We start from the raw sequence: 24880 nt of genomic DNA on the forward strand, positions 1-24880 counted from the left end.
AATTCAGGGAGTGCCAGTTCATGAGTCCAACACCGACGCCGAGCGCGCACCTTCCTGGCGGGTTGATTCTGGTGGTTGAGGACGACCCGTTGATTCTGGAATTTCTCTGCGAAATTCTTCAGGAGGAAGGTTTCAAGGTCGAGCCGCAAACCAGTGCGGATGCCGCCAAGCTGTATCTGGAAGCGCACGCGCCGGAAGTCGCGCTGCTGCTGACCGATATCACCATGCCCGGTGAAATCAACGGCGCGGGGCTGGCCAATCTGGTCGGCGAACGCTGGCCGGACAAACCGGTGATGGTCATGTCCGGTTATGAAACGCCGGAGACCTCCGGGGTCAAGCACCCGGTGGCGTTCATCAAAAAGCCCTGGGCCATCGGCCAGTTGCTCGATTGTGTCGACAGCGCGTTCAAGTCCAAGGCCGCGCGTCTGCACTGAGTCCTCGGGTCGAATCGCCGGGCAAAAATGCTACATTGCCCGGCCAATCCGCCCAGTTCTGTCAAAGGATGCGACCTTTTGTCTGCTCACGATAACGTCTTCGATCGCGCGTTCGGCGCGTTCCTGTTCGACATGGACGGCACCGTCCTCAATTCCATTGCCGCTGCCGAGCGCGTCTGGGCGGCGTGGGCCGAGCGCCACGGCGTGGATGTCGAAACGTTTCTGCCGACCATTCACGGTGCCCGCGCCATCGACACCATCCGCCGGCTGAACCTGCCGGGGGTTGATGCCGAGGCGCAAGCGGCGTTCATCGCGCAGGCGGAAATCGATGATGTCGAAGGGATTGTGCAGATTCCCGGGGCCGCGGCGTTTCTCGACAGCCTGCCTGCGCAGCGTTGGGCCATGGTGACCTCGGCGCCTCGGGATCTGGCGTTGCGCCGCATGGCGGCGGCGGGGATTGCCGAGCCTGCGGTGATGATTACCGCTGAGGATGTGACGGCAGGCAAGCCCGATCCGGCGGGTTATCGTCTGGCCGCGCAGCGTCTGGGGCTTGATCCCGCCGATTGCCTGATTTTCGAAGACGCCACCGTCGGCATCCAGGCTGCTGAAGCGGCCGGAGCGGCGCTGATGATCATCACCACAACGCACCAGCATCCGCTCGACACCCGCCACGCGACGATCGACAGTTATGAGTCGCTGAGCGTCACCGCCAACAGCCAAGGCCAACTGCACCTGCAGAAGACCTGATATCACCCATTCCCTGTAGGAGCTGCCGCAGGCTGCGATCTTTTGCCTTTGATTTTCGAAAGCAAGGTCAAAAGATCGCAGCCTTCGGCAGCTCCTACAGGGTCAGTAGACGCCCGGTAACAAGCGCCAGCTACGTGCGCAATAAGCCTCGTACTCCGCACCAAACTGCCCGCGCAGCAAGGCTTCTTCCGAGTGGATACGCGCGATCAACGGAATCAATGTCAGCGCCGCCAGAATCAACCCGACACTGGAACGAAACGCCAGCGCCCAGCCCACGGCATTGATCACCAACCCCAGGTAGCTCGGGTTGCGCAGGCGCGTGTAAATGCCGTCGGTGACCAACCGATGTCCCGGCTGAATCGCCACCAGACCGCTGAACCGTCGGCCCAGCACAAACACCGGCCACAGCCGCAGCGCGCCACCGACGATAAACAGCAACGCGCCGAGCCAGCGCACGCCTTCAGCGCCGAAGGTCCAGAAGTCGATGCGATCGCAGTACGCCGGCAGAAAACCGCTGAGCAGACCGATGACGCCGAACGCCGGAATCACCCAGCGATTGGCCCGGTCCTCGCGCTCGCCCGAGCTCATGTTCACATCGGTGAACAGCGATGCCAGCACCATCAATACCGTGGCCAGTGCCACCAGCACCAGCGCCCGATGCGAGAAGAACACCGCCGGCCCGCCGATGCCCCACACCGCCAGCCCCAGATAGGCAAGGGTGGCCAGCACCGCGACTACGGTCATTTGCGCAGACATTTTCATGGTGTTCTCTAAAAAGCAGCTGACCCTTTCAGTGTAGAACGCCGCTCAACCCGCGAAGGCGTCGGATCGTTCGCGACCGGTCTTTGGTCGGCCACGTCTTCATACGGCCGACATCGCGTCTACGCTGATTCATTCCTTCTATTCGTCCGTGTATTGCCTATCGAAGAGGTGAACCCATGAAAATCGACTTGAGTGGAAAACTGGCCATCGTCAGCGGCAGCACGGGTGGCATTGGTCTGGGCATCAGCCAGTCGCTGGCCGAAGCCGGCGCCACGGTGGTGGTCATCGGGCGTGAAGCGGCCAAGGTCGAGCAAGCGCTGGCGAGCATTCGGCAGCAGGTGCCGGGTGCGCAATTGCGGGGTCTGACGGCGGATCTGGGCACCGCCGAAGGCGCGGAAAAACTCTTCGCCGCTGAACCGCGTACAGACATTCTGGTGAACAACCTGGGGATCTTCGACGCCGTGGATTTCTTCGACACCCCGGACAGCGAGTGGACGCGCTTCTATGAGGTCAACGTGATTTCCGGCGTGCGCCTGGCGCGCCATTACGCGCCGGCGATGGTCGAGCAGGGTTGGGGGCGGATCATTTTCCTGTCTTCGGAATCCGGTGTGGCCACCCCGGCCGACATGCTCAACTATGGCGTGACCAAAAGCGCCAACCTCGCGGTGTCCCATGGCTTGGCCAAGCGTCTGGCCGGCACAGGCGTGACGGTCAATGCGATCCTGCCGGGGCCGACCTTTACCGGCGGCGTGGAGCACATGCTCAAGGACGCTGCGGCCGAGTCCGGTCGCAACCTGCGCGATGAAGCCGACGCTTTCGTCCGCCGGGCGCGGCCGACCTCGATCATCCAGCGGGTGGCTGACGTTGCCGAGGTGGCGCATCTGGTCACGTACATTGCCTCGCCGTTTTCCTCCGCCACCACGGGCGCGGCCTTGCGCGTGGATGGCGGTGTAGTCGACAGTATGGCGATCTGAGTTCAACGGCCTCTATCAGGGTGGCCTTGAGGCGCTGCGGGCCAATTACCCGGCCTGATCATCCAGCACAAAAAACGGTGGGAGCTGGCTTGCCAGCGATGACGGTGTTTCAGTCGAGTAGATATTGACTGGACCGTCGCCATCGCTGGCAAGCCAGCTCCCACAGGGGATGTATCAGTTTGAAAGATCGGCGCAAATTCAGGACTGTGAGATCAAACTCTGCCGGCAATCCAGCACCAGCTTCGCGCCCCCCAGTTCACTGCTGCCCACCTCAAGATTGAAGCCATGCAGGCTGACAATCGCCGCCACAATCGACAGGCCCAGGCCAAAGCCGCTCTGCGGTTGCCCGCCTTCGGCCCGATAGAAACGCTGGAACACCGCCTCACGCTCGGCTTCGGGAATCCCCGGTCCGGAATCGTGGACTTCGATCCGCGTATGCCCGTTGTCATTCACGCCGCGCAAAATCACCGTGCCACCCGCCGGGGTGAACTTGATCGAGTTGCTCAACAGATTGGCCAGCGCCTCGAACAACAACGCGCGGTCGCCATTGAGGGGCGGCAGGGTTTCCGGCATGTTGAGGACGAACAGCAGTTCGCCTTCTTCGGCCAGTGGCAGGTAAAACTCATGCAGTTCCTCCAGCAATTGCACCGGATCGAGCTCGACAAATCCTGAGCGCCGTTGACGATCTTCCAGTTCGGAAATCCGCAGCAAGCCGCGAAACCGCGCCATCAGCGTATCGGCCTCAGCCAGCACCAGATCCAGTTGCGCCGCTGCTGGCGAACCTTCGCCGGCCTGTTGCTGCATGCGATACAACTGCGCGCGCAGGCGTGTCAGTGGCGTGCGCAAGTCATGGGCGATGTTGTCGCACACGCCTTTGACTTCGTGCATCAACCGTTCGATGCGATCGAGCATGGCGTTGACGATGGCGGCGAGCATGTCCAGTTCGTCGCGGCGGTTGGACAGCGGCAAACGGTGAGTCAGGTCGCCGGCGACAATGGCCTGGGCGCTGTCCTGAATCGCGCGGATGCGCCGCAGCGGCCGACGGCGCAACAAATGCCAGCCGGCAATCCCCGGCAGGATCGTCAGTGACACACCCCAGAACAAGGCATGCAGAATGATCCGTGTCACGGCGAACAACGAACCGTTATCGCGCAGCAACACCAGCCAGCGGCCATCGCGGGTCTGGGTCGCCACCGCGTCGCAGCTGTCGGCGGGCAGGGTCGGGTCATCGGAATCGGCGCAGTCATCCAGCGTATGAATCTTGCCGTCCAGCGGCAGGCCTTCGGGCAGTTGCTGCAAGGCGCCACCGAGGTACACGCCCTGGGCGTCGAACAGGCCGTAGGCGTCGATACCGCGGATGTCGAAGGTCATGCTGGCGGCGAGCGCTTCTTCCAGTTGTTCACCGCGAAAGTGCGAAAACAGATGCTGACGTTGCATCAGCGAATGCTTGGCAAGGTTATCGAGGTAGCTGGAGACTTCGAAGTACATGACCCCCATGAGGATCGCGCTCCAGGCCACGAACAGCGAACTGTACAGCGCCAGCAGACGGCTGCTCGAGGAGCGCCAGCCGTCAGACGGGTTCGGCAATGACATAACCCGAGCCCCGTACCGTGCGAATCAGCGGAACATTGCCCGCCGCGTCGATCTTCTTGCGCAGACGACCGATGTGCACGTCGATCAGGTTGGTGCCCGGGTCGAAGTGATAACCCCAGACTTCTTCGAAAATCATCATCCGCGACAGGATCTGGCCGCTGTTGCGCATGAGGAATTCCAGCAACTTGTACTCGGTCGGCAGCAGCGTCAGCACCTGCTCGGCGCGGCGTGCTTCGTGGCTGATCAGATCCAGTTCGAGGTCGGCCACCTGCAATGTGGTGGCCTGGGTGGCGACACTGTTCTGGCGGCGCAGCAGCACTTCCACGCGCGCGGCCATTTCGTCGGTGGCGAACGGCTTGGTCAGGTAATCATCGCCGCCAGCCCGCAAGCCGCGCACACGCTCATCGACATCGGAGAGCGCGCTGATCATCAGAATCGGCGTGGCCACGCCCATGGTGCGCAGGGTGGTAACGATGGCCAGGCCATCGAGTTCCGGCAGCATGCGGTCGAGGGTAATCAGGTCGTAGTTACCACTGACCGCACGGTCCAGACCTTCGCGGCCATTGTCGACCCAATCCACTTCCAGGCCGTGGCTGCTGAGTTCGGCAACGATTTCACGGGCAGTCACGGCGTCGTCTTCGATGGTCAAAATACGAGTCATAGAGCAGGCCTTGATCGGTTCAAACGGGATGGCAGCATTTTGCCAAGTATTTTCCGTCGCGCTTTAAATTAACTTTCATGTATAGCCTGTCACAAACGCAGATTCGGGTGCCCGGCTGTTTTGCCGTCAATGCAGAAAACCCGCTGCTTTGCGTGCATTGTTGCAAATTGCAATGAACAGAGAAGTTCAGTCTTTTTAAGCCGTTGAAAAATATAGATTTATTTAAAGGTGTCGACTGGCACGGTCGCTGCAATTCATCTGCTGACGAGTTGTAACACCATTTTTCATGCCTGGAGCACTACAACAATGAATAGATCCTCTGATGGGTTTTATCCGGCCTTCGAAGGAGAGTCGAGCAACGTGTCAGGCGTGTCCTGGGGCGCGATCTTCGCGGGCGCGGCGGCGGCTGCAGCACTGTCGATGATTCTGGTGCTGCTTGGCTTCGGTCTGGGATTCTCTGCCGTTTCACCTTGGGCCGGGGAGGGCGTCAGCGCCAAGAGCCTGGGGATTTCCACGATTGTCTGGCTGGCGGCGACGCAGATTATTGCCTCCGGTCTGGGTGGCTACATCGCCGGCCGCCTGCGGGTGAAGTGGGCCAACATGCACGGAGATGAAGTGTATTTCCGTGATACCGCCCATGGCTTCCTCGCCTGGTGTGTGGCGACGCTGGTCACCGCTGTGCTGGTGGTCGGCTCGGTGAGCAGTGTCATCAGCGGCGGTGTGCAGGCCGGTGCCAGTGTCGCCGGTGGCGCAGCCGCTGCCGCGACTCAGGCGGCCGGTACCGCTGCAGCAAACACCAACAGCGATCAATACGGTTACTTCGTCGACAGCCTGTTTCGCGATGACCGTCCGGCGTCCGTCAGCGATGACGCCGCGCATGGCGCGGTGACCCGGATCTTCGCCCAGAGCCTGGCCAACGGCCAACTCAGCCCTGAAGACCGCACCTACCTCGCGCAGCTGGTCGCACAGCGGACCAACCTGAGTCAGGCCGACGCCGAGAAGCGGGTCGACGAGGTTTACGCGCGCACTCAAAAAGCCATAGCCGATGCCAAGGTCAAAGCCCAACAGGCGGCTGACACCGCTGCCAAGGTTGCTGCCTGGACGTCGCTGTGGATGTTCATTGCGCTGTTGGCCGGTGCGTTCTTCGCCAGCCTGGCAGCCACCTTCGGCGGCCGTCGTCGGGATGCAGTCGAGTACGTTGAAGTCGAGACTTACACCGCCACCACCACGCTGCCGCCAGTCCGTTAACAAGGAGAATCACCATGCGCTCTCTATTACTGTTTTTCCTCGGTGTGCCAATCCCGATCATTATCCTGATCGCTCTGTTCGTGCACTGATCCTGTTGCTCTATTGAGGCCTTTGCCTCAGCCGCTTTCACTTCACGGTGAAAGCGGCTTTTTGCTTTCTGCGTCCACGCACGCTCTCACAGGACTCATCGTTGTTGCTGAAATTCGGGGTTGAATAATATATGGATATCCGTATATTCGGTTTTCCATATGTTCGAGTCCACCCCATGCTCACCCCCACCGAACTGTTCAAAAGCCTGGCCGACGAAACCCGCGTGCGCGCCACCTTGCTGATTGCCGAGCAGGGTGAGCTGTGTGTCTGCGAGCTGATGTGCGCCCTCGACGACAGCCAGCCGAAAATCAGCCGCCACCTCGCGCAATTGCGCAGTAATGGGGTGTTGCTTGATCGGCGTCAGGGCCAATGGGTCTATTACCGGCTCAACCCGGACCTGCCGGATTGGGTCCGGCAGGTCCTCAACGTCACGGCCAAGGCCAACATCGATTGGCTCAAGGACAACGCCTGTCGCCTGCACAACATGGATGGCCGTCCTGCCCGCGAAACCGCGTGCTGCTGAACTTCAAATATTTCCGGGAGCTACCCATGCGTGTCCTGTTCATGTGCACGGCCAACAGTTGCCGCAGCATCCTTTCCGAAGCCATGTTCAATCATCTGGCGCGGGAGGGCTTCGAGGCGGTGAGCGCCGGCAGTTTTCCCAAGGGCCAGGTGCTGCCGCGCAGCCTGACGACGCTGCAACAGGCCGGTATCTCCACCGACGGTTTATATAGCAAAGGCAACGACGCCTTCGAAGGCAACCCGCCGGACATCGTCATCACCGTTTGCGACAAGGCGGCTGGCGAAACCTGCCCGGTGTACTTCGGCCCGGCAATCAAATGCCATTGGGGGCTGGAGGATCCCTCCGAGGTGACCGGTGATGAGGCGGCCGTGGATGCGGCGTTCCGTGCCACGCTGGCGATCATCGAGCGCCGCTGCAAAACCTTCCTCGGTCTTCCTTTCCAAACACTCAGCCGCGTTGAGCTTCAGCGTGAACTGGATCGCATCGGCTCCCTTTGAGCCGGAGGACATATGTCAAAGCACCTGCCCAATCTTGATCACACGCTGTTCGAAGGCCGCAACACGCCACCTTCGCACGAACACAAACCGCGCATCCTGCTGCTCTACGGCTCGACCCGCGAACGCTCCTTCAGCCGTCTGCTGGTGGAGGAGGCCGCACGCTTGCTGGAGCACTTCGGTGCTGAAACGCGCATCTTCAATCCGTCCGGTTTGCCGTTGCCGGACGACGCTCCGGTCGATCATCCCAAAGTGCAGGAACTGCGCGAACTGGTGCTCTGGTCGGAAGGCCAGGTGTGGTGTTCGCCGGAACGCCACGGCGCCATGTCGGCGGTGTTCAAGGCGCAGATCGACTGGATCCCGCTGGAACTCGGCGCGGTGCGTCCGACCCAGGGCAAAACCCTCGCGGTGATGCAGGTCTGCGGCGGTTCGCAATCGTTCAACGTGGTCAATCAACTGCGTGTACTGGGGCGCTGGATGCGCATGTTCACCATCCCCAATCAGTCTTCGGTGCCCAAGGCTTTTACCGAATTCGACGAGGCGGGGCGGATGAAACCTTCGCCGTTCTATGATCGCGTGGTCGATGTGATGGAGGAACTGGTGAAGTTCACCGTGCTGCTGCGCGAGCGCCAGGATTTTCTGGTGGATCGCTATTCCGAACGCAAGGAAAGCGCCGAGCAACTGATGGCCCGGGTCAATCAGCGCTCAATCTGAAGCGCCGCGACACGCCTTCATCGGTCGGGCAGTGCACAAACGTTCTAGCCGTTCCGGGGCATTTGTGGATTACTGGCGCCAGCCCATTAGCGTATTCAAGCCATGAGTAACTGGATCGACCTTGCCCACGACCGGGAAACCGGCATCGAAACCCTGCACGCGCATTTCGCCGGGCATGCGCATGCCTACGATCCGCACTGGCATGAGACCTACCTGATCGGTTTCACCGAGCAAGGCGTGCAGCGCTTCAACAGTCGTCGGGCGCGGCACGACAGTACCCCGGGCAAAGTCTTCATGCTCGAACCCGGGGACATTCATGACGGCGACGCGCCGAGCCCGGACGGCTTCACCTATCGCATGCTGTACCTGCAACCGGCATGGCTGGAACAGGCGCTGGACGGTTTGCATCTGGGCAGTTATGGCAGCGGCTTGCCGGGCATCGGCAGTGTGCTCAACGATGATCCCGAGCTGGCCCGCGCCACCTTGTTTGCGTTCAATGCGTTGCATCAACAGGACGTGCGCATGGTGCGCGAGGTGGCGCTGGACGCCTTGCTCGAACGATTGGCGATTCATCTGTATCGCCGACCGCAACCGACCGCTGCCAGCCGCGCGCCTTTGATCGCTCGTCAGGCGCGCGATTATCTGGTGGCCTTTCACGAACAGGACATCAGCCTGCAAACCCTGGCCGAGGTCTGCGGCACCGACCGCTTTCGCCTGACCCGCGCCTTCAAGGCAGCCTATGGGCTCGCGCCGCACGCGTGGCTGATCCAGTTGCGCCTCAGCCGCGGCCGGCAGATGCTCGCCGCCGGCATACAGCCTGTGGACGTCGCCAGTCGCCTCGGGTTCGCCGACCAAAGCCATCTGGGCCGCTGGTTCGTACGCGCTTACGGCATCACGCCGGGCGCCTATCAGCAACGCGCCATCGGCACCTCTCGGCGCTGAACAAACGTTCAAGACCGCAGCCCTGCGCAGCCGGCAGAGTAGGCCCAGACTTTCTAAAGGGCCGTGCCATGCTTGCGTTCATCCTCTTTGCCTTCGTGGCCTCGGTTACTCCGGGGCCGACCAATCTGATCGTGCTCAGCACCAGTGCCCGACGTGGCTGGCGGCCGTGCCTGCCGATCATCCTCGGCGCGGGAGCGGGTGCTGCGTCGCTGGTGTGGGTGGCCGGTGCGGGAGCCAGCACTTTGATGCTGCCCGGCGTGCGCCCGGTGATCAGTGCGCTGGGAATGGGCTGGATGCTCTGGTTGGCGTGGCAGATCTTCAGCGCGCCGGCCACCGCCATCGACCCCGCCGCCGGCGAAGAGAAACCCGAACTGGGCCTGCTCGGCGCCGCGCTGTTGCAATGGGTCAACCCCAAGTCGTGGATGATGGCGATTGCCGTGATCAGCGTGTTTACCGCACAAGGGCAGGGCTTGAACGCGTTGTGCCTGGCGTTCTTTCTGGTGTCGTTGCCGTGTCTGGCGCTGTGGGCGTTGCTCGGTCGCGGTGCAGCGCGTTGGCTGAGTAATCCGGCGCAGTTGCAGTGGCTGAACCGGATTCTGGCGGTGCTGCTGGTCGTCTCATCCGCCGCGGCGTTGCTACACGCCTGAGCTGATCGGCACTGACAACGTTGCGCACAAGCCGCCCTCGGCCCGGTTGACCAACGTAATCCGTCCGCCCAGGCGCAACGCGATGGTGTTGACGATGGTCAGCCCCAGGCCTGCACCGTTGGCGTTGCCGCGACTGTAAAAGCGTTCGAACAACCGTGCCCGATCGGCTTCCTCGATGCCCGGGCCCTGATCTTCGACGCTCAAAAGGCACCAGCCATCGGCCTCGCTCAGCTTGACGGTGATCACCCCGTTCTCCGGGGAGAAGTTTGCGGCGTTGGTGATCAGGTTGCTCAGGGCGATGTCGATGGCGGCGGTGCTGGCCATGACGTGCAACGCTTGTGCGCTGTCTTCGAAGGCCAGTTCGAGATGCTTGCTGAGCAGCCACGGCGTGAGTTGTACCAGGCTGTTGCGCACGGTTTCGCTGACGTCGATGCGTTGCAGCGGCGGCGGGTTGGATTTCGGTTCCAGGCGCGCCATGGTCAGCAATTGATTGACCAGGCGACTGGCGCGATCAACCCCGGAAATCAGGAACTGCAACGACTCGCGGCGCTCCTGTTCGGTACCGGCCTCCAGCAGGTTTTGCGCATGCACCCGCAGCACCGCCAGCGGCGTACGCATCTCGTGAGCGGCGTCGGCGATGAAGCGCCGTTCGCGGCCAAGCACTTCCTGGATCTGCGCAAGCATGCGGTTGAGCGCCGCCTGCATCGGTTCCAGCTCGCTGGGCAGGGGCGTCAGTTGCAACGGTTCCAAAGAGCCGCTGTGACGGGCGCGCAGGGTCGCGGCCATGTTCGCCAGCGGCTTGAGGCCCCAGCCGATGGCCAGCCAGACCATCGCCGCGAGGATCAGACTGCCCAGCACGTTCGGCCACAGCGTATGGCGTACGATGCGGTCGACCAGATCGGCCCGCACATCGTCGCGTTCGCCAACCCAGATGCGCAGCCCGTTTTGCGGGTCTTCGAGCATGAAGGCGCGCCAGTGGCGACCGTTCAAGTCCACCACATCACTGAAACCCGGTCGCGTCGGCGGCGCGGTGAACGACGGCGCACTGGCGGTGTGCACCAGGACTTCGTTTTTCGGGTTCCACACCTGGAAGGCGATCTTGCTTTCGTAAGGGTGACCGTCGACCCGCGGCTTGGCTTCGCCGAGCGCCTGATTGAACGCCTGATACAACTGCGAGTGTTCCTGGCTCGCCAGCGGCATGCGCATCACGCCCTGCAGCAGCCGAGCGTTTTGCGCCAGTTGTGCGTCGTAGACTTCGGCGATTTCATGGTTGCTGTCGTGCAGGTTGAACACGCTGAGCACGGCAAGACCGGCGAGCAAGAGGCCGATGATCAGCGTCAGCGTGCGGCGACGAATCGAGGTCATCGACGCTCCTCCACCAGATACCCCACACCGCGAATGGTCCGGATCAGGTCGGTGGAGAATTTTTTGCGCAGGTGATGGATGTGCACTTCCAGGGTGTTGCTTTCTGCTTCCTCGTTCCAGCCGTAAAGCAGCTGGATCAGTTGATCGCGGGTCATCACCCGGCCCGGCGGCGAAAGCAATTCATGCAGCAATTGATATTCCTTGGGCGTCAGCGCCACGGGTTGGCCCTGATAGCTGACCTGCTGGGTGCCGGGGTTGAGGCTGATCCCGGCGTGCTCGATCAGCGCCTGAGCGCGGCCCGCACTGCGCCGCAACAGAGCGCGCAGGCGTGCCTTGAGTTCGGCGAGGTCGAACGGTTTGACCAGATAGTCGTCAGCGCCGGCGTCCAGCCCGGCGATGCGGTCTTCGGTGGCATCGCGGGCGGTGAGTATCAGCACCGGCAGGTTCGAACCGCTGTCTCGCAGGCGGCGCAGCACTTCGAGGCCGTCCATGCGCGGCAGGCCCAGATCGAGCACCGCCACGTCAAAGGTTTCACTGAGCAGCGCATGCAACGCGCTGCTGCCATCCTTCAACCAGTCGACGGTGTAGCCCTCACGGCCCAAGGCCTGATGAATGCCTTCACCGAGGGCCACGTCATCCTCAATCAGTAATAAACGCACGCGGACTCCTGTCAGTCGAGTTTCTTGTTCACGTCCACCAGCAGCGCAGCGATCTCTTTGCGACGCCCGGCGTCAGCGGTTTCCCGGCCCGGGCGCGGTGCAGCCTGCTGAGCTTTGAGCAGCGCAGCTTTGGCTTCAGCGTAGCGCTTCTGACGGTAGAGGTGATCGCCCCAGAAGTACAGACTGTCGATGCCATCCGGATTCAGTTGCAGCGCTTGCTTGAGCAGTTGCTCGGCCTTGTCGCTGTCGCCGAAACCGATCGGCCAGCCCGGGACGCGATCATACAGCGCCGCCAGGCTGGTATAGGCCGAACCTTGCAGGGCCTTGGGGTCGAGCGTCAGGGCTTTTTCCAGATCGGCCTTGGCGTCTTTGGCCTTGCCCAAGGCGCCGAGCCCGCCCTGAGCGCCGGCCCAACTGCTGGTGACGATGCCTTTCCAGATCCACGCTTCGGCCACCGCCGGGCGCTGTGCAGTGAAGGCAGTGGCTTCGGACGACAACTGCTCGAACGCGGCGGCGCGTTGCTTTTCCGCCACTTCATACTGGATGTGCGCCCAACTCTGCTGGATGCCGTTCAGACGCTGATGATCGGCCGGTTCCAGTGCCCAGACGCTTTGGCTGAGGACGGCGAACAACAGGCATGCGCTAAGTTTTTTCATGGTTTCAGGGACTCGTTGTCGGTTTTTTCACTGAGGCGGCGGATCAGCGGCAGTTGCTTGCGCAAGCCTCGATCCACCAGGTGCGGCAGCAGGTTGTTGAGGCGCACGAAAAAGCGCTCCGGCCAGCCCAGGTACAAGTCGCGGCGGTCGCCGGCAATCGCGTGGATCACCGCCGAGGCGACGGTTTGCGGGTCATCGACGCTGGACTTGAGGGCATCGTTCAAGGCTTGCGCCGCCGCACTGTTCATCGACGTGCGCGTGGCCCGGGGCGCGACATACAGCACGTTGACCCGAGTGTCGGCCAGCTCGCGGCGCAGCGCTTCGGAAAATCCGCGCAGGGCGAACTTGGTCGCGCAATAACTGGCGTAGCCTGGGTAGCCGATCGAGCCGTAAGTGGAACCGACGTTGACCACCATCGCGCTGTCGGCCTGTTTGAGCAGCGGCAGCAGCAATTTGGTCAGGCACATCGGCGCGCTGATGTTTACCGCGAGCATCGCGTTGATGTCGCTGTCGTCGAGCTGTTCGAGCATGGCGAAGTGATTGACCCCGGCCGCGTTGATCAGCAGGTTGATGCCGCCGATGGCTTCGGCAGCGGCCAGCACTTTGCGCCGGTCACTGAGGAAGGCCAGGTCGGCGGCGACCCAGCACAGCGAATTTGGATAGCGCTCAAGCAACGGCGTCAGCGCCTGCTCATGCCGCGCCACCGCCAGTACCTGGGCGCCGGCGGCGCACAAGGCCTCGGTAATCGCCACGCCGATGCCGCCACTGGCACCGGTCAACACCACCCGTGCGTCACGCAGCTGCATGTTGAGTCTCCGCGTCACGCGGCAGGCCACGGAACATGTCGGTGTACAGGCGATAGACGACTTTCGAGGCGTGAATCACGGCCGCTTGGTCTTCGGGATCTTCCAGTTGATTCATCAAGCGGCGATAGGTCTGCATGTGCTCGATGTCCAGCGAACCGTGCGAGCTGAGGTAGCTGAACGCGGTGTCCGGCAGTGCCAGACGCTCGCGAATGCTCCCCGCCGCATGCGTGGCCAGGGCGATGCTGGTGCCTTCGAGCACGTTGACCATGCCGAACAGGCCCACCGGATTGCCCCGGGCGATCAAGTCGTAGAGAAAACTCACCATCAGCTCAATCGGCAGCGAGGGCTGGCCGTCGCGGACCGCATCGCGGTCACCGCCACACGCGGCGATGTCGTTGAGGACCCAGTGTTCATGGCCGTATTCGTCTTCGATGTACTCGGCCACCGCTTTGCGCAGCCATTCCAGGCGTGTCGGCAGACGCGCGCCGCAGGCCATCATCAACGGCACGGTGTGGCGCACGTGGTAGTACGCCTGCGCGAGAAACGCCCGATAGCTTTCCAGGCTGACCTTGCCTTGCAGGGCGTCAAGAATGATCGGCAGATTGAACAGCTCGTGGCGTTCCTGATGCGTGGCTTCTTGCAGGGTGTCGAAAAAACTCATGATGCGGACTCCTCGGAAACAGCGGATTCAGTCAATTGGGCGTGGTACAGCGCGGCAATCGCCTCGCGGCGTGGCCGACCGTTGGCCGTGAGCAAGCCATTGGCGGCGGTGAACGGTTGCGCCAGGCGCGTCCAGCCATGCACCTGGGCGTAATCGGGCAAGGCTTCATTGGCTTCGGCGACCGCGGCGGCCAGCTCCGCGTCGCTGCAATCGGCACGGTGCGGCCAGAGCAGGGCGTGGTTGCGCGGCAAGGCCTCGCCATAGACGAAGGCTTGGGCAATGTGGCGGCGCTGGGTCAGTTCCGACTCGACCCATTCCGGGTTGACGTTGCGCCCGAAACTGGTGACGAACTGGTGCTTCTTGCGACCCTTGAGGTAGAGGAAACCTTCGGGGTCGAACTCACCCAGATCGCCACTGGGCCACCACTCATCGGCGTACGGCGCATCGCCCAGATAACCGAGCAGGGTCGAGCCCTTGATCAGCACTTCGCCGTCCTCGGCCAGGCGCACTTCAACGTGCGGCAGCGGCTGACCGACGCTGCCTGGACGCCGCGCGCCGGGGCGATTGAGGCACACCACCGAGGCGCATTCGGACAAGCCGTAGCCCTCGAACACCGGCAGGCCGACACGCTGCGCTCGGTGCAGCAGATCCTCCGAGACCCGCGCACCGCCGACGGCGGCGAAGCGTAGCTTTTGTGGGTCGAAGGCTTTCTGCTCGGCGGCGCTGACCAGCATCAGCAACAGTTGCGGCACCAGAATCAGACTCTCCGGCGCACGACCGGCCAGACAGCCCAGCAAGTGCGAAACATCGACGCCGCTGGCACCCTGAATGCCCAGGGTTTTCTGGCTTGGCAGGCTCAGCGTTGCACCGGCGTACAGCGCGGCGTAGCAGCCGAGGTTTTCCAGCAGAATCGCCAGTGGCAGCAACGCCAGGTGATGCTGCGGACCGGTGGGTTTGCTCGCCTGATCCAGCTCCCGCGCCACCCGCAACAAACTGTCAGCGCTCAGGCATACGCCTTTGGGTGTGCCGGTGGTGCCGGAGGTGAAGGTCAGTTTGGCGGTGCCGGCCGGCATCCGGCTCGGGCCGCTGAAGGTGCGGCACCAGAACTCGCCGCGCTGTTCATAGCCGGCGGCGAGCAGCTCGGCCGCCAGCTCCGGTTCGGCAATCACCCGTTCGGCCTGGCTCTGTTCCAGACAATGCGCCCGTTGCGCAGGACTGAAAAACGGCGGCAGCGTCACGCAGGTCAAGCCCTCGAACAGCACGGCCAGATCCCACAGCATCGCGTCGACGCCGTTATCCAGCGCCAGGGCGACGACTTGCGCCGGTTCATCGCGCAGGCGTTCCTGGCGATACAGCACCTCGGCATACACCGTGGCGTAATCAAGTTTCAGCGTATCGCCCCACAGCGCGGTGGCGTTGTCATTGCGCCGGGCATGGTCGCGCAGGGTTTCCTGGAAGCGTTGCAGTTCAAGCGACATGACAGGATCCTTCAATCGAAGTCGGCAGGCCCAATCGAGTGAACAGGCCGATATTGCGCAAATGGACGAAGCCGGCGCGGATGTTGCCGACGTGCACCCACGGCTTGCTTTCGTAATAACTGCCCCAGTGTTGACGCTCGTCACCCAGGCGTTCCGGGTCGGCGGCGCATAATGTCACTGGCTTCAGACCGAGCCGATGGAAGCTGTTGACCAGCCCGATGTTGCCGGTGAAGGTCACCCATTCCAGGCCGCCCATGGCCAACAGATAGGTGATGGCGATGATGCTCAAGCGTGCGCTGCCGGTGTCGCTGGCAGCGAGGTTGCCGACTTCGACGATGGCGCTACGCTCAACCGGACGATCCGCCGCCGCACTGATCAAGGGTTCGATCGGTTCATCCAGATAGCGCTCAAGGAACAGCGGTTCCACATGCGCTCGGCGCACCCCGGCCACCGCACACAGCGCACCGTCGCCGTTGTGCATGCCGAACAGCTCGGGCATAAAGTGCCGAATGTCGGCGCCGTGGGCCTTGCGAAAACGCTGCTGGATGAAGGCTTCGAAAGTCTCTCGCAGCGCGTCGTCGGGCAAGGCGCCGGTCAACGTCATCTGCGGCGTTTCGGCTTGACCGAAGCGCAGGGGCAGGGGAATGTTCCAGTGGTAATCGGGCATGGGCAAAGCGCCTCCCTCAATGGTTTGAGCGCAGTATCGGAGGCATTTCTTAACGAAGTCTGAAGGTGAAAAAAGGTTAATCAACGGGCAATCTTCAGATTGTCTTAAGACTGCAAGGGCAGGGTGGCACCGTCGGTTCGCCCTGCAACCGGATCGAGACTGTCGAACGAATCGACCGTCGCTCACGACAATCACGAGGCGCTTCTTATGACCCGCGACACCGCCGTCACCCGTTATGGAAAACTGTCAATTACGTTGCACTGGCTGATGCTGGCGCTGTTCGTCGGCGTCTATGCCTGTGTCGAAATCAAGGGCTTCATGCCCAAGGGCAGCGAAGCGCGCGGCCTGCTGATGGGCTTCCACGGCCTGTTCGGCACGAGCATCTTCATCCTCGTCTGGGTGCGCCTGCTCGGCCGCCTGACGCCACGCCCGCCGATCACTCCCAAGCCGCCAGCGTGGCAGACCGGCCTCTCGCACCTGATGCACCTGGCGCTGTACGTGCTGATGATCGCCACACCGATCCTCGCCTGGCTGATGCTCGCCGCCGCCGACAAACCGTTCCCGTACTTCGGCTTCCATGTCCCGGCACCGGTCGCCATCGACCCGGACTTCGCCAAACAACTCAAGTACTGGCATGAAACGCTGGGCAGCGCCGGCTACTGGCTGATCGGCTTGCACGCGGCGGCGGGGCTGTTTCACCACTACTGGGTGCGGGATAACACGCTGGTGCGGATGTTGCCGGGTCGCACGGAATAATCCAGACCGCCTTCAACCCCCAATCCCTGTGGGAGCGAGCTTGCTCGCGAAGGCGTCGTGTCAGCCGGCATCATCGCTGACTGACACACTGCCTTCGCGAGCAAGCTCGCTCCCACAGGTTTTTGTGGCGTCTGGCAGGACGGGAAAGTTGCCGCAATCGTACTTCGCGTCCACGCTATGGCATGCCAACGCGCCGGGCGCGCATCACCTTGGCAACACCGACAATAAGGGGCAGGGCAGCCATGAACTTTACCCACCGGCCAGTGACGGCCGACGACGTCAAAACCCTGTGCGGCTTTCCGCAGGGCGTTCAAGAGTTGTACTTCATGTTCCCGAAAGCGCAGTACCCGCTGACGGAAGAACAAATGCACACCGCGATCAGCCAACGCTTCGACTCCACAGCGTTTCTGGCCAACAGCGAGTTCGTCGGTTTCGCCAATTTCTACCGTGCCGAACACGACGGCGTCTGCTGCATCGGCAACGTCATCGTCGCGCCTTACGCCCGTGGCCAGGGCGTCGCGCGCTACATCGTCGAAACCATGACTGCAGTCGGCTTTGAAAAGTATCAGGCCAGGGAAGTGCAGCTGTCCTGCTTCAACGAAAACACCGCTGGGTTGCTGCTCTACCCGAAACTCGGCTTCGTGCCGTTCTCCATCGAAGAACGCCCGGCACCTGGCGGCAGACGCGCAGCCCTGATCAACATGACCCGCCACCGACAATAGCCACCCCCCAATCCCTGTGGGAGCCGGGCTCGCCCGCGATGGCGCCAGCCCGGCCAAACGCCTTCCCAAGTCTGACCCAAAACCTGTGGGAGCGAGCCTGCTCGCGAAGACGCCAGCCCAGTCAAAACGAGTTCCCCAGCCTGACCGCGAACCTGTGGGAGCGAGCTTGCTCGCGAAGACGCCAGCCCAAACGACACCGTGCTGTATCCATAAACACGATCATCCAGGCACCCGATGACTCAAACCTCCTCACCCCTGAGCTGACGACTCATCAGATCGCAACTCGCCGACCACGACGTCAACCACGCCGGCATCTCCGGCGACTGTTCAGGCAACCCCAACGCCCTGACAAACTCACCCGGCGCCATCGTGCCTTTCGCCGAACGAAACAGCCCACGCATGACCACCACGCCGATCACCCGGCCGTTGCTCACAAAACGATGCTCCATGAAGCTCCATTTATCGTCCCAGCCAAGCATCCGGCTGTGAATTTCAAACGCTTCAAACAGCTTCAGCTCACGCCGAAATTTACCCCAGGTATCGCCAACAATCGGCAACGCCTTAGCGCGCAACGCCACCCGAAACGCGCCACTGCGCAACACAAAATCCATGCGCCCGACGTCAGCCATGGTGAAGTAGCGGCCATTGGTGACGTGCCGATTCAAATCGAGATCCAGCGGCCACACGCGCATGCGGATCACGGTGGATTCCAGCGCATTAACCGGCTTGCGCCACGGTCGGCGAAAAAGCATGCAGAGCAATCGAAACCACAGATTCATCAGTACGTCAGCCCGTTGAAAAGAGCGCTGCACTCTAGCGACCCGGGCGATGGCGAGGTAGGTGCGTAAATGACTTTTTTGGACGGAACAGTGCATTCCGATCATTGCGGGGTTGATGCTGGATCGGTAGCCCGTTCAATCGGCGGATAAACAGGAAACAATCGGGATGTTTATGTGAAGCCTGCCGTTACCACCGAAGCCCTACAACGCCTTGCGCCATCGCCTACGAGTACGCCAGAATCCGCCGGCTTGTGCGTCTGGCACGCTCTCCGTAACTTGATTCCTGTCACTGCTCTTCAGTGATCGGGTCTGCAAGCCCGCCGGAAAACCAGTCGCATAGCCATGCCAAATGGACGCACGCTCGCGTCCATAAAATGGCAGCTTTGTGCGGGAGACCTTCGGGTCTGCCGGGTTCCTGGTTTCCCGGTCTTGCAGACCCGCGCACAGCTGCCACCCATCATCTGCAAGTGATGCTGGTAGCTCCTAATGAACAATCAGGAGTTTCACCATGATCAAACCAACACCCAACCCGCCAGAAACCGACCTCGCATCCCCCTACGAATCCCTCAATTCCAAAAAGCTACACGAAGCCGCCGAACGCGCCCTCGACCACTACCTCACCCCGGCCACCCCAATCATGGCCAGCCCCCAAAACCCCGAACCCATGTACCTCGCCAACCCGAAGTGCGACACCGAATCCCTGCTCGCCAACGCCAGCGAAACCCTGGGCTCCGCCAGCGAAATGCTCAACAACTTCGCCGCCACACTCGACACCTCCCACCGCAAAACCGCACTGGGCATCGCCCAGGTCGTCATGCTCGGCGAACTCGCCGTAAACCAGGCCCTCGACAACGTCGAAATCGCCCATTAACCACCCCGTGCGACGAGCCCAAACCCTCGTCGCACCCAGCAATTTCAACCGAGCTGGCACAGAGCCACGCCTTGCGCCCCCAAGCCTCGGCTGTCACCCTTCGGCCCGTTCTTCAAGGATCAGAACAAGGAATCAAGGATTGAGTGGCTACGTTCCCAACCCCCCGAAAAACTACCGCTACGAAGAAGCCAAACCCGTCGACATCCATGCCCAGCGTTGGGCTGAGTATGAGAAACACGGGAAAGAACCTGCGCGCGAGCCTGAGAAAATCGGCATTGCGTTGAGGATTGGGGTTTTCTTTGATGGTACTGGTAACAATGCGAACAACACAGCAGCAGGGTTGCTGTGTGGTGCGCAGCATCCGATTGCGCCGCAGGATATTCCTGCTAGCTGTCAGCCCTATATGGGGGATCCGGACAGCAGCTATGGTGCTGGCCCTACCAATATTAAAAAACTGAGTGAGCTTTACGACGCCCCAGAGGGAGCCGAAGGTGAGGGGCTCCGAAAGCAAGCTTTCCGCATGATTTATGTAGAGGGCATTGGTACCCAAGCGGGTAAGCAAGATAGTACCTTTGGGGGTGGCACCGGGCGAGGTGAGACCGGAGTTGCAAGTAGGGTTCAGTCTTCGTTTACATCGATCAAATTACGTATCAAAGAACTCTTGAACGATAACCCGGGTAGCGAAGTGACTTCGCTGACCTTCGACACATTTGGATTCAGCCGTGGTGCAGCTGCTGCCCGGCACTTTTGCAATGAAGTCGTGCGTGGCAAGCAAGGTCCCTTAGGTGAAGTGCTACGTAGCAATCCTGAAGCGTTCAGCAAGACCTTTATTGATCAATACAATGCCGATATCAGAATGGGCTTTATCGGGCTGTTCGATACAGTTCCGTCTATAGCTGGCTGGTCCAATTTCGGCAACGTGAAAAGCCCCATTGCAACAGGCATCAAGCTTTACCTGGATCGTCGTTTTTTCACCGACGTCGTCCATTTGGTTGCGCGTGATGAATGCCGAGGCAACTTTGCCCTCAGCCGTGTAAAGCCTGCTCATCCGGAGATCACTTTGCCCGGTGTTCACTCCGATATCGGAGGTAGTTACCTCGACGAAGCGCAGGAATGTGTGCTTGTCAGCCCTATGCAGGTACTAGAAGTCCCTCTCCAAACCGATGTTCTCACCACTTCGATTTACCGCGATGCGGTGACAATAAAAAATCAGTGGATCGCGGACGGCTGGCCGTCCGAGATGCTGAAAATCGTCACGCCACCTGCGCTGCTGATGCCGAACAGTCCGCAAGACCGTATGAGCCCACGTGTCAAACACGTATATGCCGCCGTACAGCTCAAGCGTCCGGTCAGTGGCTTGCTGTCTCGAGTCTATCTGCGCGTGATGCATAAAATGGCGAAGGACAAAGGCGTTCGGTTCAACGACATTTCAGATACGCCTGATCTGGCGCTACCGTCAGAACTTCAAGCTATGTGTGATCGATTTGTCTCTGGTGACTACAGAACTACGCCAGAAGAAGAGCGAATGCTCAAACTCAAGTACATTCACACGTCCGCAAACTGGAACCATCCACTAGGCCGAAGAGATGGAAGCGGTGTGAGAGCGGTGTACATCAACGCCCCCACCCCTGACGGCATACGCGTACAACATCCCCACGTACCCGACTGGACGCTTTTTTGATGAGACTTCTAACAAGCCTGCTCTGTGCAGTCCTCATGACCGGTTGTCATGCCGATACGCTTTCAACAAAAAATGATCCGAAGTCTCCATGGTGGGAGCTTGCGTTCACCGAGCCTCATTACATGAAGGTTTGGGTAGAGGACACCGCCGTAGAAGACATCAAGGGCGAGACGTTCTTGCACACTGGCGGAGGATCCGCATCAGGCGGCCAACCGGAAGACGGCACCGACTCTGCTCGTGGTTGGCACGGCGTTGGAAGCACCGGAAAAAGTGTTGTTGGTGCGGATCTTCCCAAACGGATCTATGTCCGTTGGCAATCAATTGTTGAACCCCAAACGTACAAGGCCTGGGTAGATATCCCAGAGGAAGCCAGACAACTCATGCTCGAGTCCGTCAATCAGCGCTGCGCAAAAACACCCGAACAAGAGGGGCGCTATAACGCGTCTCTCTACTTGGGTCTGGCGCCCGGTGGTGTCGTGCAAGTCTGGGTTCGAGACTCATGCCACCATCCTGTCAAAGTCGCCAGAGCACAGGCAGAGGTCGAACCGCTGGGGCCTAGTCAAGGTAAGAACCAAGGGCGCTATGCGTATCCCGTCAGCGAAAAGTCCAAGCGGTATATCGATAAATTCGGCATTCCGTACGGGAGTTGGTAACCCGCCCGCGAATGAAGCAATTCATATTAATTTTGAGCGTTCTACTGGTAGCTGGATGCCAGACTACGGACCCACTTTCAGCCGAGAATGATCCGAGATCCGATTGGTGGGGGCTGGCTTTCACTGAACCTGATTACATGAAGGTCTGGGTGGAAGACAGCTCAGTCCTGGACATCAAAAACAGAACGTTTTTCAAGGCGGGCGGAAGCACCGCCGCCGGAGGTGAACCAGAAGATGGCACAGAGTCAGCCCGTGGTTGGGGCACGGTCAGTGGTTCTGGTATTCCGGTAACCGGTGCCGATCTTCCCAAACTCATCTTTGTTCGTTGGCAGTCCATATCAGAACAGAAGACCTACAAGGGTTTCATTGAAATTCCAGAATCGGCGAGGCAATTGATGGTGGATTCAACGCACCAGCGCTGCCCGGAAACTCCTGAAAGAACCGCTCGATACATGGCTTCGCTTTACGTAGGTCTGGCTCCTGGTGGGGTACTTCAAGCATGGGTCAGAGACTCATGTCACCGACCGATCCAAGTCGCTCATGCCCAAGGCGAACTTGAACCGCTAGGCCCGGAGCAGGGGAAGTACGGCGGGCGCTATGCGTATCCAGTCAGTGAAAAGTCCAAGCGGTATATCGAGAAATTCGGCATCCCTTACGGGAGTTGGTAAGCGGTAAACCAATGAAGCTATGCATTGTGGCGGTATGCATGTTGTTCCTGAGCGGCTGCCAGTCTGCCTCTTCGCTATTCGTAAAAAACGACCCGAAATCCGATTCGTGGGAGCTTGCGTTCACCGAACCCTATTACATGAAGGTTTGGGTTGAGGACAGTGCCGTCGAAGACATAAACGGCAAGCTATTCACGCGGACGGGAGGGGGGACGGCCGCTGGCGGGGAACCAGAGAATGGCAAAGAGTCCGCGCGCGGTTGGCATGCGGTAGGCGCGGCTGCGAAACCAGTGATTGGTGCTGACTTGCCCAAACGCATTTACGTGCGCTGGCAATCCATTGTCGAGCCGCAGACCTATAAGGTTTGGGTGGATGTGCCTGAAGAGGCGAGGCAACTGATGGTGCAATCGGTCAGTCAGCGGTGCCCGGAAACACCGGAGGAACAGGCCAGCTACAGTGCATCTATTTATCTGGGATTGGCTCCAGGGGGCGTTGTACAGGTTTTTGTTCGGGACGAGTGCCATCGCCCTGTCAAAGTCGCCAGAGCGCAGGCAGAGGTCGAGCCGCTAGGACCTAGTCAAGGTAAGAACCAAGGGCGCTACGCGTATCCCGTCAGCGAAAAGTCCAAGCGGTATATCGACAAGTACGGCATTCCGTATGGGAGTTGGTAGGCGACACTTCTCTTGCCTGTCTTTCAGGGGCGTTGTCTTGTGAGTTACCTTTTTGACAGCTACCGCGTCGACGCTGAGCTCAACGAAGGATCGCTTTCGGCCAATAGCTGCCAATCTTGATAGGCAGCAACCCGCCAAACTGGTATCGAAATGCCTTCGCCCATCATTTCCGCTCCTCCTGCTGGCTCGCCGTGGCAGTCTCGTCGAAAGCCTCATACAACCCCTTGATACTCGCCGCCTCCAGCGCCTCGACCATCTCGTGTCCGAGGACAAACCCCGCAGCGTGATCACTGGCGCGCCACAGATCGTCGGGATTGGCAGCCTGGCGAATTCGCGCTAGCAGTTTGAGCGTCTGCACCTTCACCGCCGACGGCAGATCCAGCACGACCAAGGTGTAATTCATAAGCACTCCCTGTCGTTGAGGGTGGCTGCCGTGTTTCCAGCGGCTAGGGAGATGGTAGACCAGCACTGGCGGGCGTGATTTCCGGGCGCGCATGAATGCCCCCATACTTGGCTAAGGTGTGGGGGCCGATTGAACATGAACGGCGTATAGCTATCCTTACAGAACCGAGCTAGCCTTACTGTAAGCGCGTATCCTTCGCCGACTTGAAGTTCGATAGCAAAGACTATAGTTGAAATTTTTAATCCTTTTTTGCTGAACGCTTTGAAGGGGAATAACGTGGCATCTAAAGTTTATCGTCATAATCATTATGTTCCGGAGTGGTATCAAAAAAGGTTTTTACCAATCGATGGGGGCGAGGCTAAATTTTATTATCTAGATTTAAAACCAGATACGGTAACTGCTGCTAATGGGGCACGCTATAAGCGCAAAGAAATCATGCGTTGGGGAGCCGATAGCTGTTTCAACATAAAAGATCTCTACACAACAAAACTAGATGACTTTGAATCAACGGAAATTGAAAAAAAGTTTTTTGGGAAAATTGATGCCGAAGGAAAACTAGCTGTTGAGTATTTTTCCAACTTTCACCACCCCGATGTAGATCCCAAATCATTTCGCCAGCTATTGCTTTACATGAGCACTCAAAAACTTAGAACTCCAAAGGGATTGAAATATCTAGCGTACAAGACTGCATCACGTAGTAAGAATGAATTGCTACTCATGTTACAGAGACTGCAGAACGTTTATTGTGCATTATGGACAGAGTGCGTGTGGCAACTGGCCGACTGCAGGAGTACGGAGACGAAACTAATCCTGTCAGACCACCCAGTTACTGTATACAACAAGGGCTGCTTTCCGCAGTCCGCAATGGCAAGGCGACTTGGTGATCCTGAGATATGGATGGATGGAACTCACACATATTTCCCTTTATCAGAAGAAAGGGTATTGATTTTAACCAATCTATCTTGGGTCAGATGCCCATACGGAAATCCGCTGAAAGTCCGGCCGAATCCGAAATTATTTCGCGGAGCTATGTTTAACTTCACAAGCATTCAAACTCATAGGGATCTGGCAGAAAGAGAAGTGCTTCAGATAAATTACATCACAAAAATTCGTGCAGAGCGTTACGTGGCAGCAAGAAAAAAAGAATGGTTATATCCAGAAAAAAAAGTAACGCCGTCATTATGGCCAAATTTAGGAGACAGCTATTTATTAATGCCTGACCCTCGTTCTGTAACCTATTCTACAACCACTATTGTTGGTTATGAGGACGGTCGAGCAGATGTAATGGATGAATATGGTAGAAGGCCAGGACAGAAAGGTTACAGTGGTGATACCAGCAATAGAGAAGACTGGAATAGCTTTTTAGCCTTTCAAGGTGAATACGCTAGGCGATTTGGCCCGAAACGTCGTGGCCGATCGTTCGAGCATAATAGGATCTCAAACGAAGAGGATTCTGCTGACTTCCATGCCTACCACCTAGGGCTAGAGAAAGCGTACAGAAAGAGTTCTCGATGAAGGAGTAATCACATTGCTCATTCGGTCTAACGTTTCGGCCATT

Annotated in this window: 29 protein-coding genes and 1 pseudogene; 18 read left to right on the forward strand and 12 right to left on the reverse strand. The window is 59.7% G+C overall.

From position 1 onward, the window contains the following. Positions 1–20: 20 nt before the first annotated feature. On the forward strand, positions 21–434 hold the full coding sequence (locus tag GTQ41_RS10925; RefSeq protein WP_041062997.1) for a response regulator: 414 nt from the start codon (positions 21–23) through the stop codon (positions 432–434). A gap of 78 nt (positions 435–512) precedes the next feature. After that, entirely contained in the window at positions 513–1181 is a 669-nt protein-coding gene (locus tag GTQ41_RS10930) for an HAD-IA family hydrolase (protein WP_047295035.1), read from the forward strand. A 102-nt stretch (positions 1182–1283) separates the two neighbouring features. Here the strand turns inward: GTQ41_RS10930 and GTQ41_RS10935 are convergent, their stop codons facing one another. Further along, the gene (locus tag GTQ41_RS10935; RefSeq protein WP_047295034.1) at positions 1284–1943 is read right to left on the reverse strand and encodes an isoprenylcysteine carboxylmethyltransferase family protein; all 660 of its coding nucleotides are present in this window, start codon (positions 1941–1943) and stop codon (positions 1284–1286) included. Between the two features lie 176 nt (positions 1944–2119). Here GTQ41_RS10935 and GTQ41_RS10940 point away from each other — a divergent pair, with 176 nt between their 5' ends. Further along, positions 2120–2917, forward strand: a complete 798-nt coding sequence (locus GTQ41_RS10940) for an SDR family NAD(P)-dependent oxidoreductase (protein ID WP_047295032.1) — start codon at positions 2120–2122, stop codon at positions 2915–2917. A 198-nt stretch (positions 2918–3115) separates the two neighbouring features. Here GTQ41_RS10940 and GTQ41_RS10945 read toward each other — a convergent pair whose 3' ends face one another. Together GTQ41_RS10945 and GTQ41_RS10950 are read right to left on the reverse strand one after the other, a co-directional pair. Then, positions 3116–4510, reverse strand: coding sequence for a HAMP domain-containing sensor histidine kinase (locus tag GTQ41_RS10945; protein ID WP_047295030.1), 1395 nt, complete (start codon positions 4508–4510; stop codon positions 3116–3118). Beyond that, positions 4488–5171 carry a response regulator transcription factor gene (locus tag GTQ41_RS10950; protein WP_003223938.1) on the reverse strand — a complete coding sequence of 228 codons (684 nt, stop codon included), beginning with the start codon at positions 5169–5171 and terminating at the stop codon, positions 4488–4490. Before GTQ41_RS10950 ends, GTQ41_RS10945 begins: the two co-directional genes overlap by 23 nt. A 306-nt stretch (positions 5172–5477) precedes the next feature. On the opposite strand from GTQ41_RS10950, the gene GTQ41_RS10955 reads away from it, so the two are divergent. The 6 genes from GTQ41_RS10955 (at position 5478) to GTQ41_RS10980 (ending at position 9829) form a co-directional block, all read left to right on the forward strand. Next, positions 5478–6419, forward strand: coding sequence for a hypothetical protein (locus GTQ41_RS10955; protein WP_047295028.1), 942 nt, complete (start codon positions 5478–5480; stop codon positions 6417–6419). A gap of 265 nt (positions 6420–6684) precedes the next feature. After that, the gene (locus GTQ41_RS10960; RefSeq protein ID WP_047295026.1) at positions 6685–7032 is read left to right on the forward strand and encodes a metalloregulator ArsR/SmtB family transcription factor; all 348 of its coding nucleotides are present in this window, start codon (positions 6685–6687) and stop codon (positions 7030–7032) included. A 26-nt stretch (positions 7033–7058) separates the two neighbouring features. After that, a complete protein-coding gene (locus GTQ41_RS10965) occupies positions 7059–7529 on the forward strand; it encodes an arsenate reductase ArsC (protein WP_047295024.1) in 471 nt (156 codons plus the stop codon). Positions 7530–7541: 12 nt separating this feature from the next. Further along, positions 7542–8240, forward strand: coding sequence for an arsenical resistance protein ArsH (gene arsH, locus GTQ41_RS10970; RefSeq protein ID WP_047295022.1), 699 nt, complete (start codon positions 7542–7544; stop codon positions 8238–8240). A gap of 102 nt (positions 8241–8342) precedes the next feature. Further along, positions 8343–9182 carry an AraC family transcriptional regulator gene (locus GTQ41_RS10975; RefSeq protein WP_047295020.1) on the forward strand — a complete coding sequence of 280 codons (840 nt, stop codon included), beginning with the start codon at positions 8343–8345 and terminating at the stop codon, positions 9180–9182. Between the two features lie 68 nt (positions 9183–9250). Continuing rightward, positions 9251–9829, forward strand: coding sequence for a LysE family translocator (locus GTQ41_RS10980; protein ID WP_047295018.1), 579 nt, complete (start codon positions 9251–9253; stop codon positions 9827–9829). Here GTQ41_RS10980 and GTQ41_RS10985 read toward each other — a convergent pair. The 7 genes from GTQ41_RS10985 to GTQ41_RS11015 are packed head-to-tail and all read right to left on the reverse strand — an operon-like array spanning position 9818 to position 16121. Then, complete coding sequence (locus tag GTQ41_RS10985; RefSeq protein ID WP_047295017.1) at positions 9818–11194, reverse strand: ATP-binding protein; 1377 nt, start codon at positions 11192–11194, stop codon at positions 9818–9820. The two genes, GTQ41_RS10980 and GTQ41_RS10985, sit on opposite strands and share 12 nt — an antisense overlap. After that, the gene (locus GTQ41_RS10990; RefSeq protein ID WP_047295015.1) at positions 11191–11853 is read right to left on the reverse strand and encodes a response regulator; all 663 of its coding nucleotides are present in this window, start codon (positions 11851–11853) and stop codon (positions 11191–11193) included. The genes GTQ41_RS10985 and GTQ41_RS10990 overlap by 4 nt, the downstream gene beginning before the upstream one ends. Before the next feature lie 11 nt (positions 11854–11864). Then, entirely contained in the window at positions 11865–12509 is a 645-nt protein-coding gene (locus GTQ41_RS10995; RefSeq protein ID WP_047295014.1) for a tetratricopeptide repeat protein, read from the reverse strand. Beyond that, the gene (locus tag GTQ41_RS11000) at positions 12506–13315 is read right to left on the reverse strand and encodes an SDR family oxidoreductase (protein ID WP_217325498.1); all 810 of its coding nucleotides are present in this window, start codon (positions 13313–13315) and stop codon (positions 12506–12508) included. The genes GTQ41_RS10995 and GTQ41_RS11000 overlap by 4 nt, the downstream gene beginning before the upstream one ends. Then, on the reverse strand, positions 13302–13976 hold the full coding sequence (locus GTQ41_RS11005) for a TenA family transcriptional regulator (protein WP_047295011.1): 675 nt from the start codon (positions 13974–13976) through the stop codon (positions 13302–13304). The genes GTQ41_RS11000 and GTQ41_RS11005 overlap by 14 nt, the downstream gene beginning before the upstream one ends. After that, entirely contained in the window at positions 13973–15454 is a 1482-nt protein-coding gene (locus tag GTQ41_RS11010) for an AMP-binding protein (protein WP_047295009.1), read from the reverse strand. The genes GTQ41_RS11005 and GTQ41_RS11010 overlap by 4 nt, the downstream gene beginning before the upstream one ends. After that, on the reverse strand, positions 15444–16121 hold the full coding sequence (locus GTQ41_RS11015; RefSeq protein ID WP_047295008.1) for a thermostable hemolysin: 678 nt from the start codon (positions 16119–16121) through the stop codon (positions 15444–15446). The genes GTQ41_RS11010 and GTQ41_RS11015 overlap by 11 nt, the downstream gene beginning before the upstream one ends. A gap of 207 nt (positions 16122–16328) precedes the next feature. Here GTQ41_RS11015 and GTQ41_RS11020 point away from each other — a divergent pair, with 207 nt between their 5' ends. From GTQ41_RS11020 to GTQ41_RS11025, 3 genes and pseudogenes are all read left to right on the forward strand, one after another. Beyond that, the gene (locus tag GTQ41_RS11020) at positions 16329–16877 is read left to right on the forward strand and encodes a cytochrome b (protein WP_047295007.1); all 549 of its coding nucleotides are present in this window, start codon (positions 16329–16331) and stop codon (positions 16875–16877) included. A 22-nt stretch (positions 16878–16899) separates the two neighbouring features. After that, a pseudogene (locus GTQ41_RS28830) lies at positions 16900–16995 on the forward strand (metal ABC transporter ATP-binding protein); the annotation flags it as partial. A 124-nt stretch (positions 16996–17119) separates the two neighbouring features. Next, complete coding sequence (locus tag GTQ41_RS11025) at positions 17120–17599, forward strand: GNAT family N-acetyltransferase (RefSeq protein ID WP_047295006.1); 480 nt, start codon at positions 17120–17122, stop codon at positions 17597–17599. A 239-nt stretch (positions 17600–17838) separates the two neighbouring features. Here GTQ41_RS11025 and GTQ41_RS11030 read toward each other — a convergent pair whose 3' ends face one another. Then, positions 17839–18378, reverse strand: a complete 540-nt coding sequence (locus tag GTQ41_RS11030; RefSeq protein WP_047295004.1) for a thioesterase family protein — start codon at positions 18376–18378, stop codon at positions 17839–17841. Between the two features lie 508 nt (positions 18379–18886). On the opposite strand from GTQ41_RS11030, the gene GTQ41_RS11035 reads away from it, so the two are divergent. The 5 genes from GTQ41_RS11035 to GTQ41_RS11055 all read left to right on the forward strand — a co-directional run bounded on the left by GTQ41_RS11035 (position 18887) and on the right by GTQ41_RS11055 (position 22919). Then, on the forward strand, positions 18887–19249 hold the full coding sequence (locus tag GTQ41_RS11035; RefSeq protein ID WP_047295002.1) for a DUF6124 family protein: 363 nt from the start codon (positions 18887–18889) through the stop codon (positions 19247–19249). A gap of 139 nt (positions 19250–19388) precedes the next feature. Continuing rightward, the gene (locus GTQ41_RS11040; protein WP_047295000.1) at positions 19389–20930 is read left to right on the forward strand and encodes a DUF2235 domain-containing protein; all 1542 of its coding nucleotides are present in this window, start codon (positions 19389–19391) and stop codon (positions 20928–20930) included. Further along, a complete protein-coding gene (locus tag GTQ41_RS11045) occupies positions 20930–21583 on the forward strand; it encodes a DUF2931 family protein (RefSeq protein ID WP_047294997.1) in 654 nt (217 codons plus the stop codon). The genes GTQ41_RS11040 and GTQ41_RS11045 overlap by 1 nt, the downstream gene beginning before the upstream one ends. An 11-nt stretch (positions 21584–21594) precedes the next feature. Continuing rightward, on the forward strand, positions 21595–22251 hold the full coding sequence (locus tag GTQ41_RS11050; RefSeq protein WP_047294995.1) for a DUF2931 family protein: 657 nt from the start codon (positions 21595–21597) through the stop codon (positions 22249–22251). Between the two features lie 11 nt (positions 22252–22262). Continuing rightward, a complete protein-coding gene (locus GTQ41_RS11055; protein ID WP_047294994.1) occupies positions 22263–22919 on the forward strand; it encodes a DUF2931 family protein in 657 nt (218 codons plus the stop codon). 163 nt (positions 22920–23082) lie between these two features. Here GTQ41_RS11055 and GTQ41_RS11060 read toward each other — a convergent pair whose 3' ends face one another. After that, the gene (locus GTQ41_RS11060; protein ID WP_047294992.1) at positions 23083–23322 is read right to left on the reverse strand and encodes a hypothetical protein; all 240 of its coding nucleotides are present in this window, start codon (positions 23320–23322) and stop codon (positions 23083–23085) included. Positions 23323–23598: 276 nt separating this feature from the next. Between GTQ41_RS11060 and GTQ41_RS11065 the strand changes: the two genes are divergently transcribed. Next, positions 23599–24837, forward strand: a complete 1239-nt coding sequence (locus GTQ41_RS11065) for a DUF4238 domain-containing protein (RefSeq protein WP_196302433.1) — start codon at positions 23599–23601, stop codon at positions 24835–24837. Positions 24838–24880: the final 43 nt, after the last annotated feature.

Source organism: Pseudomonas sp. AN-B15 (assembly GCF_019056475.1).
GTDB lineage: Bacteria > Pseudomonadota > Gammaproteobacteria > Pseudomonadales > Pseudomonadaceae > Aquipseudomonas > Aquipseudomonas parakoreensis.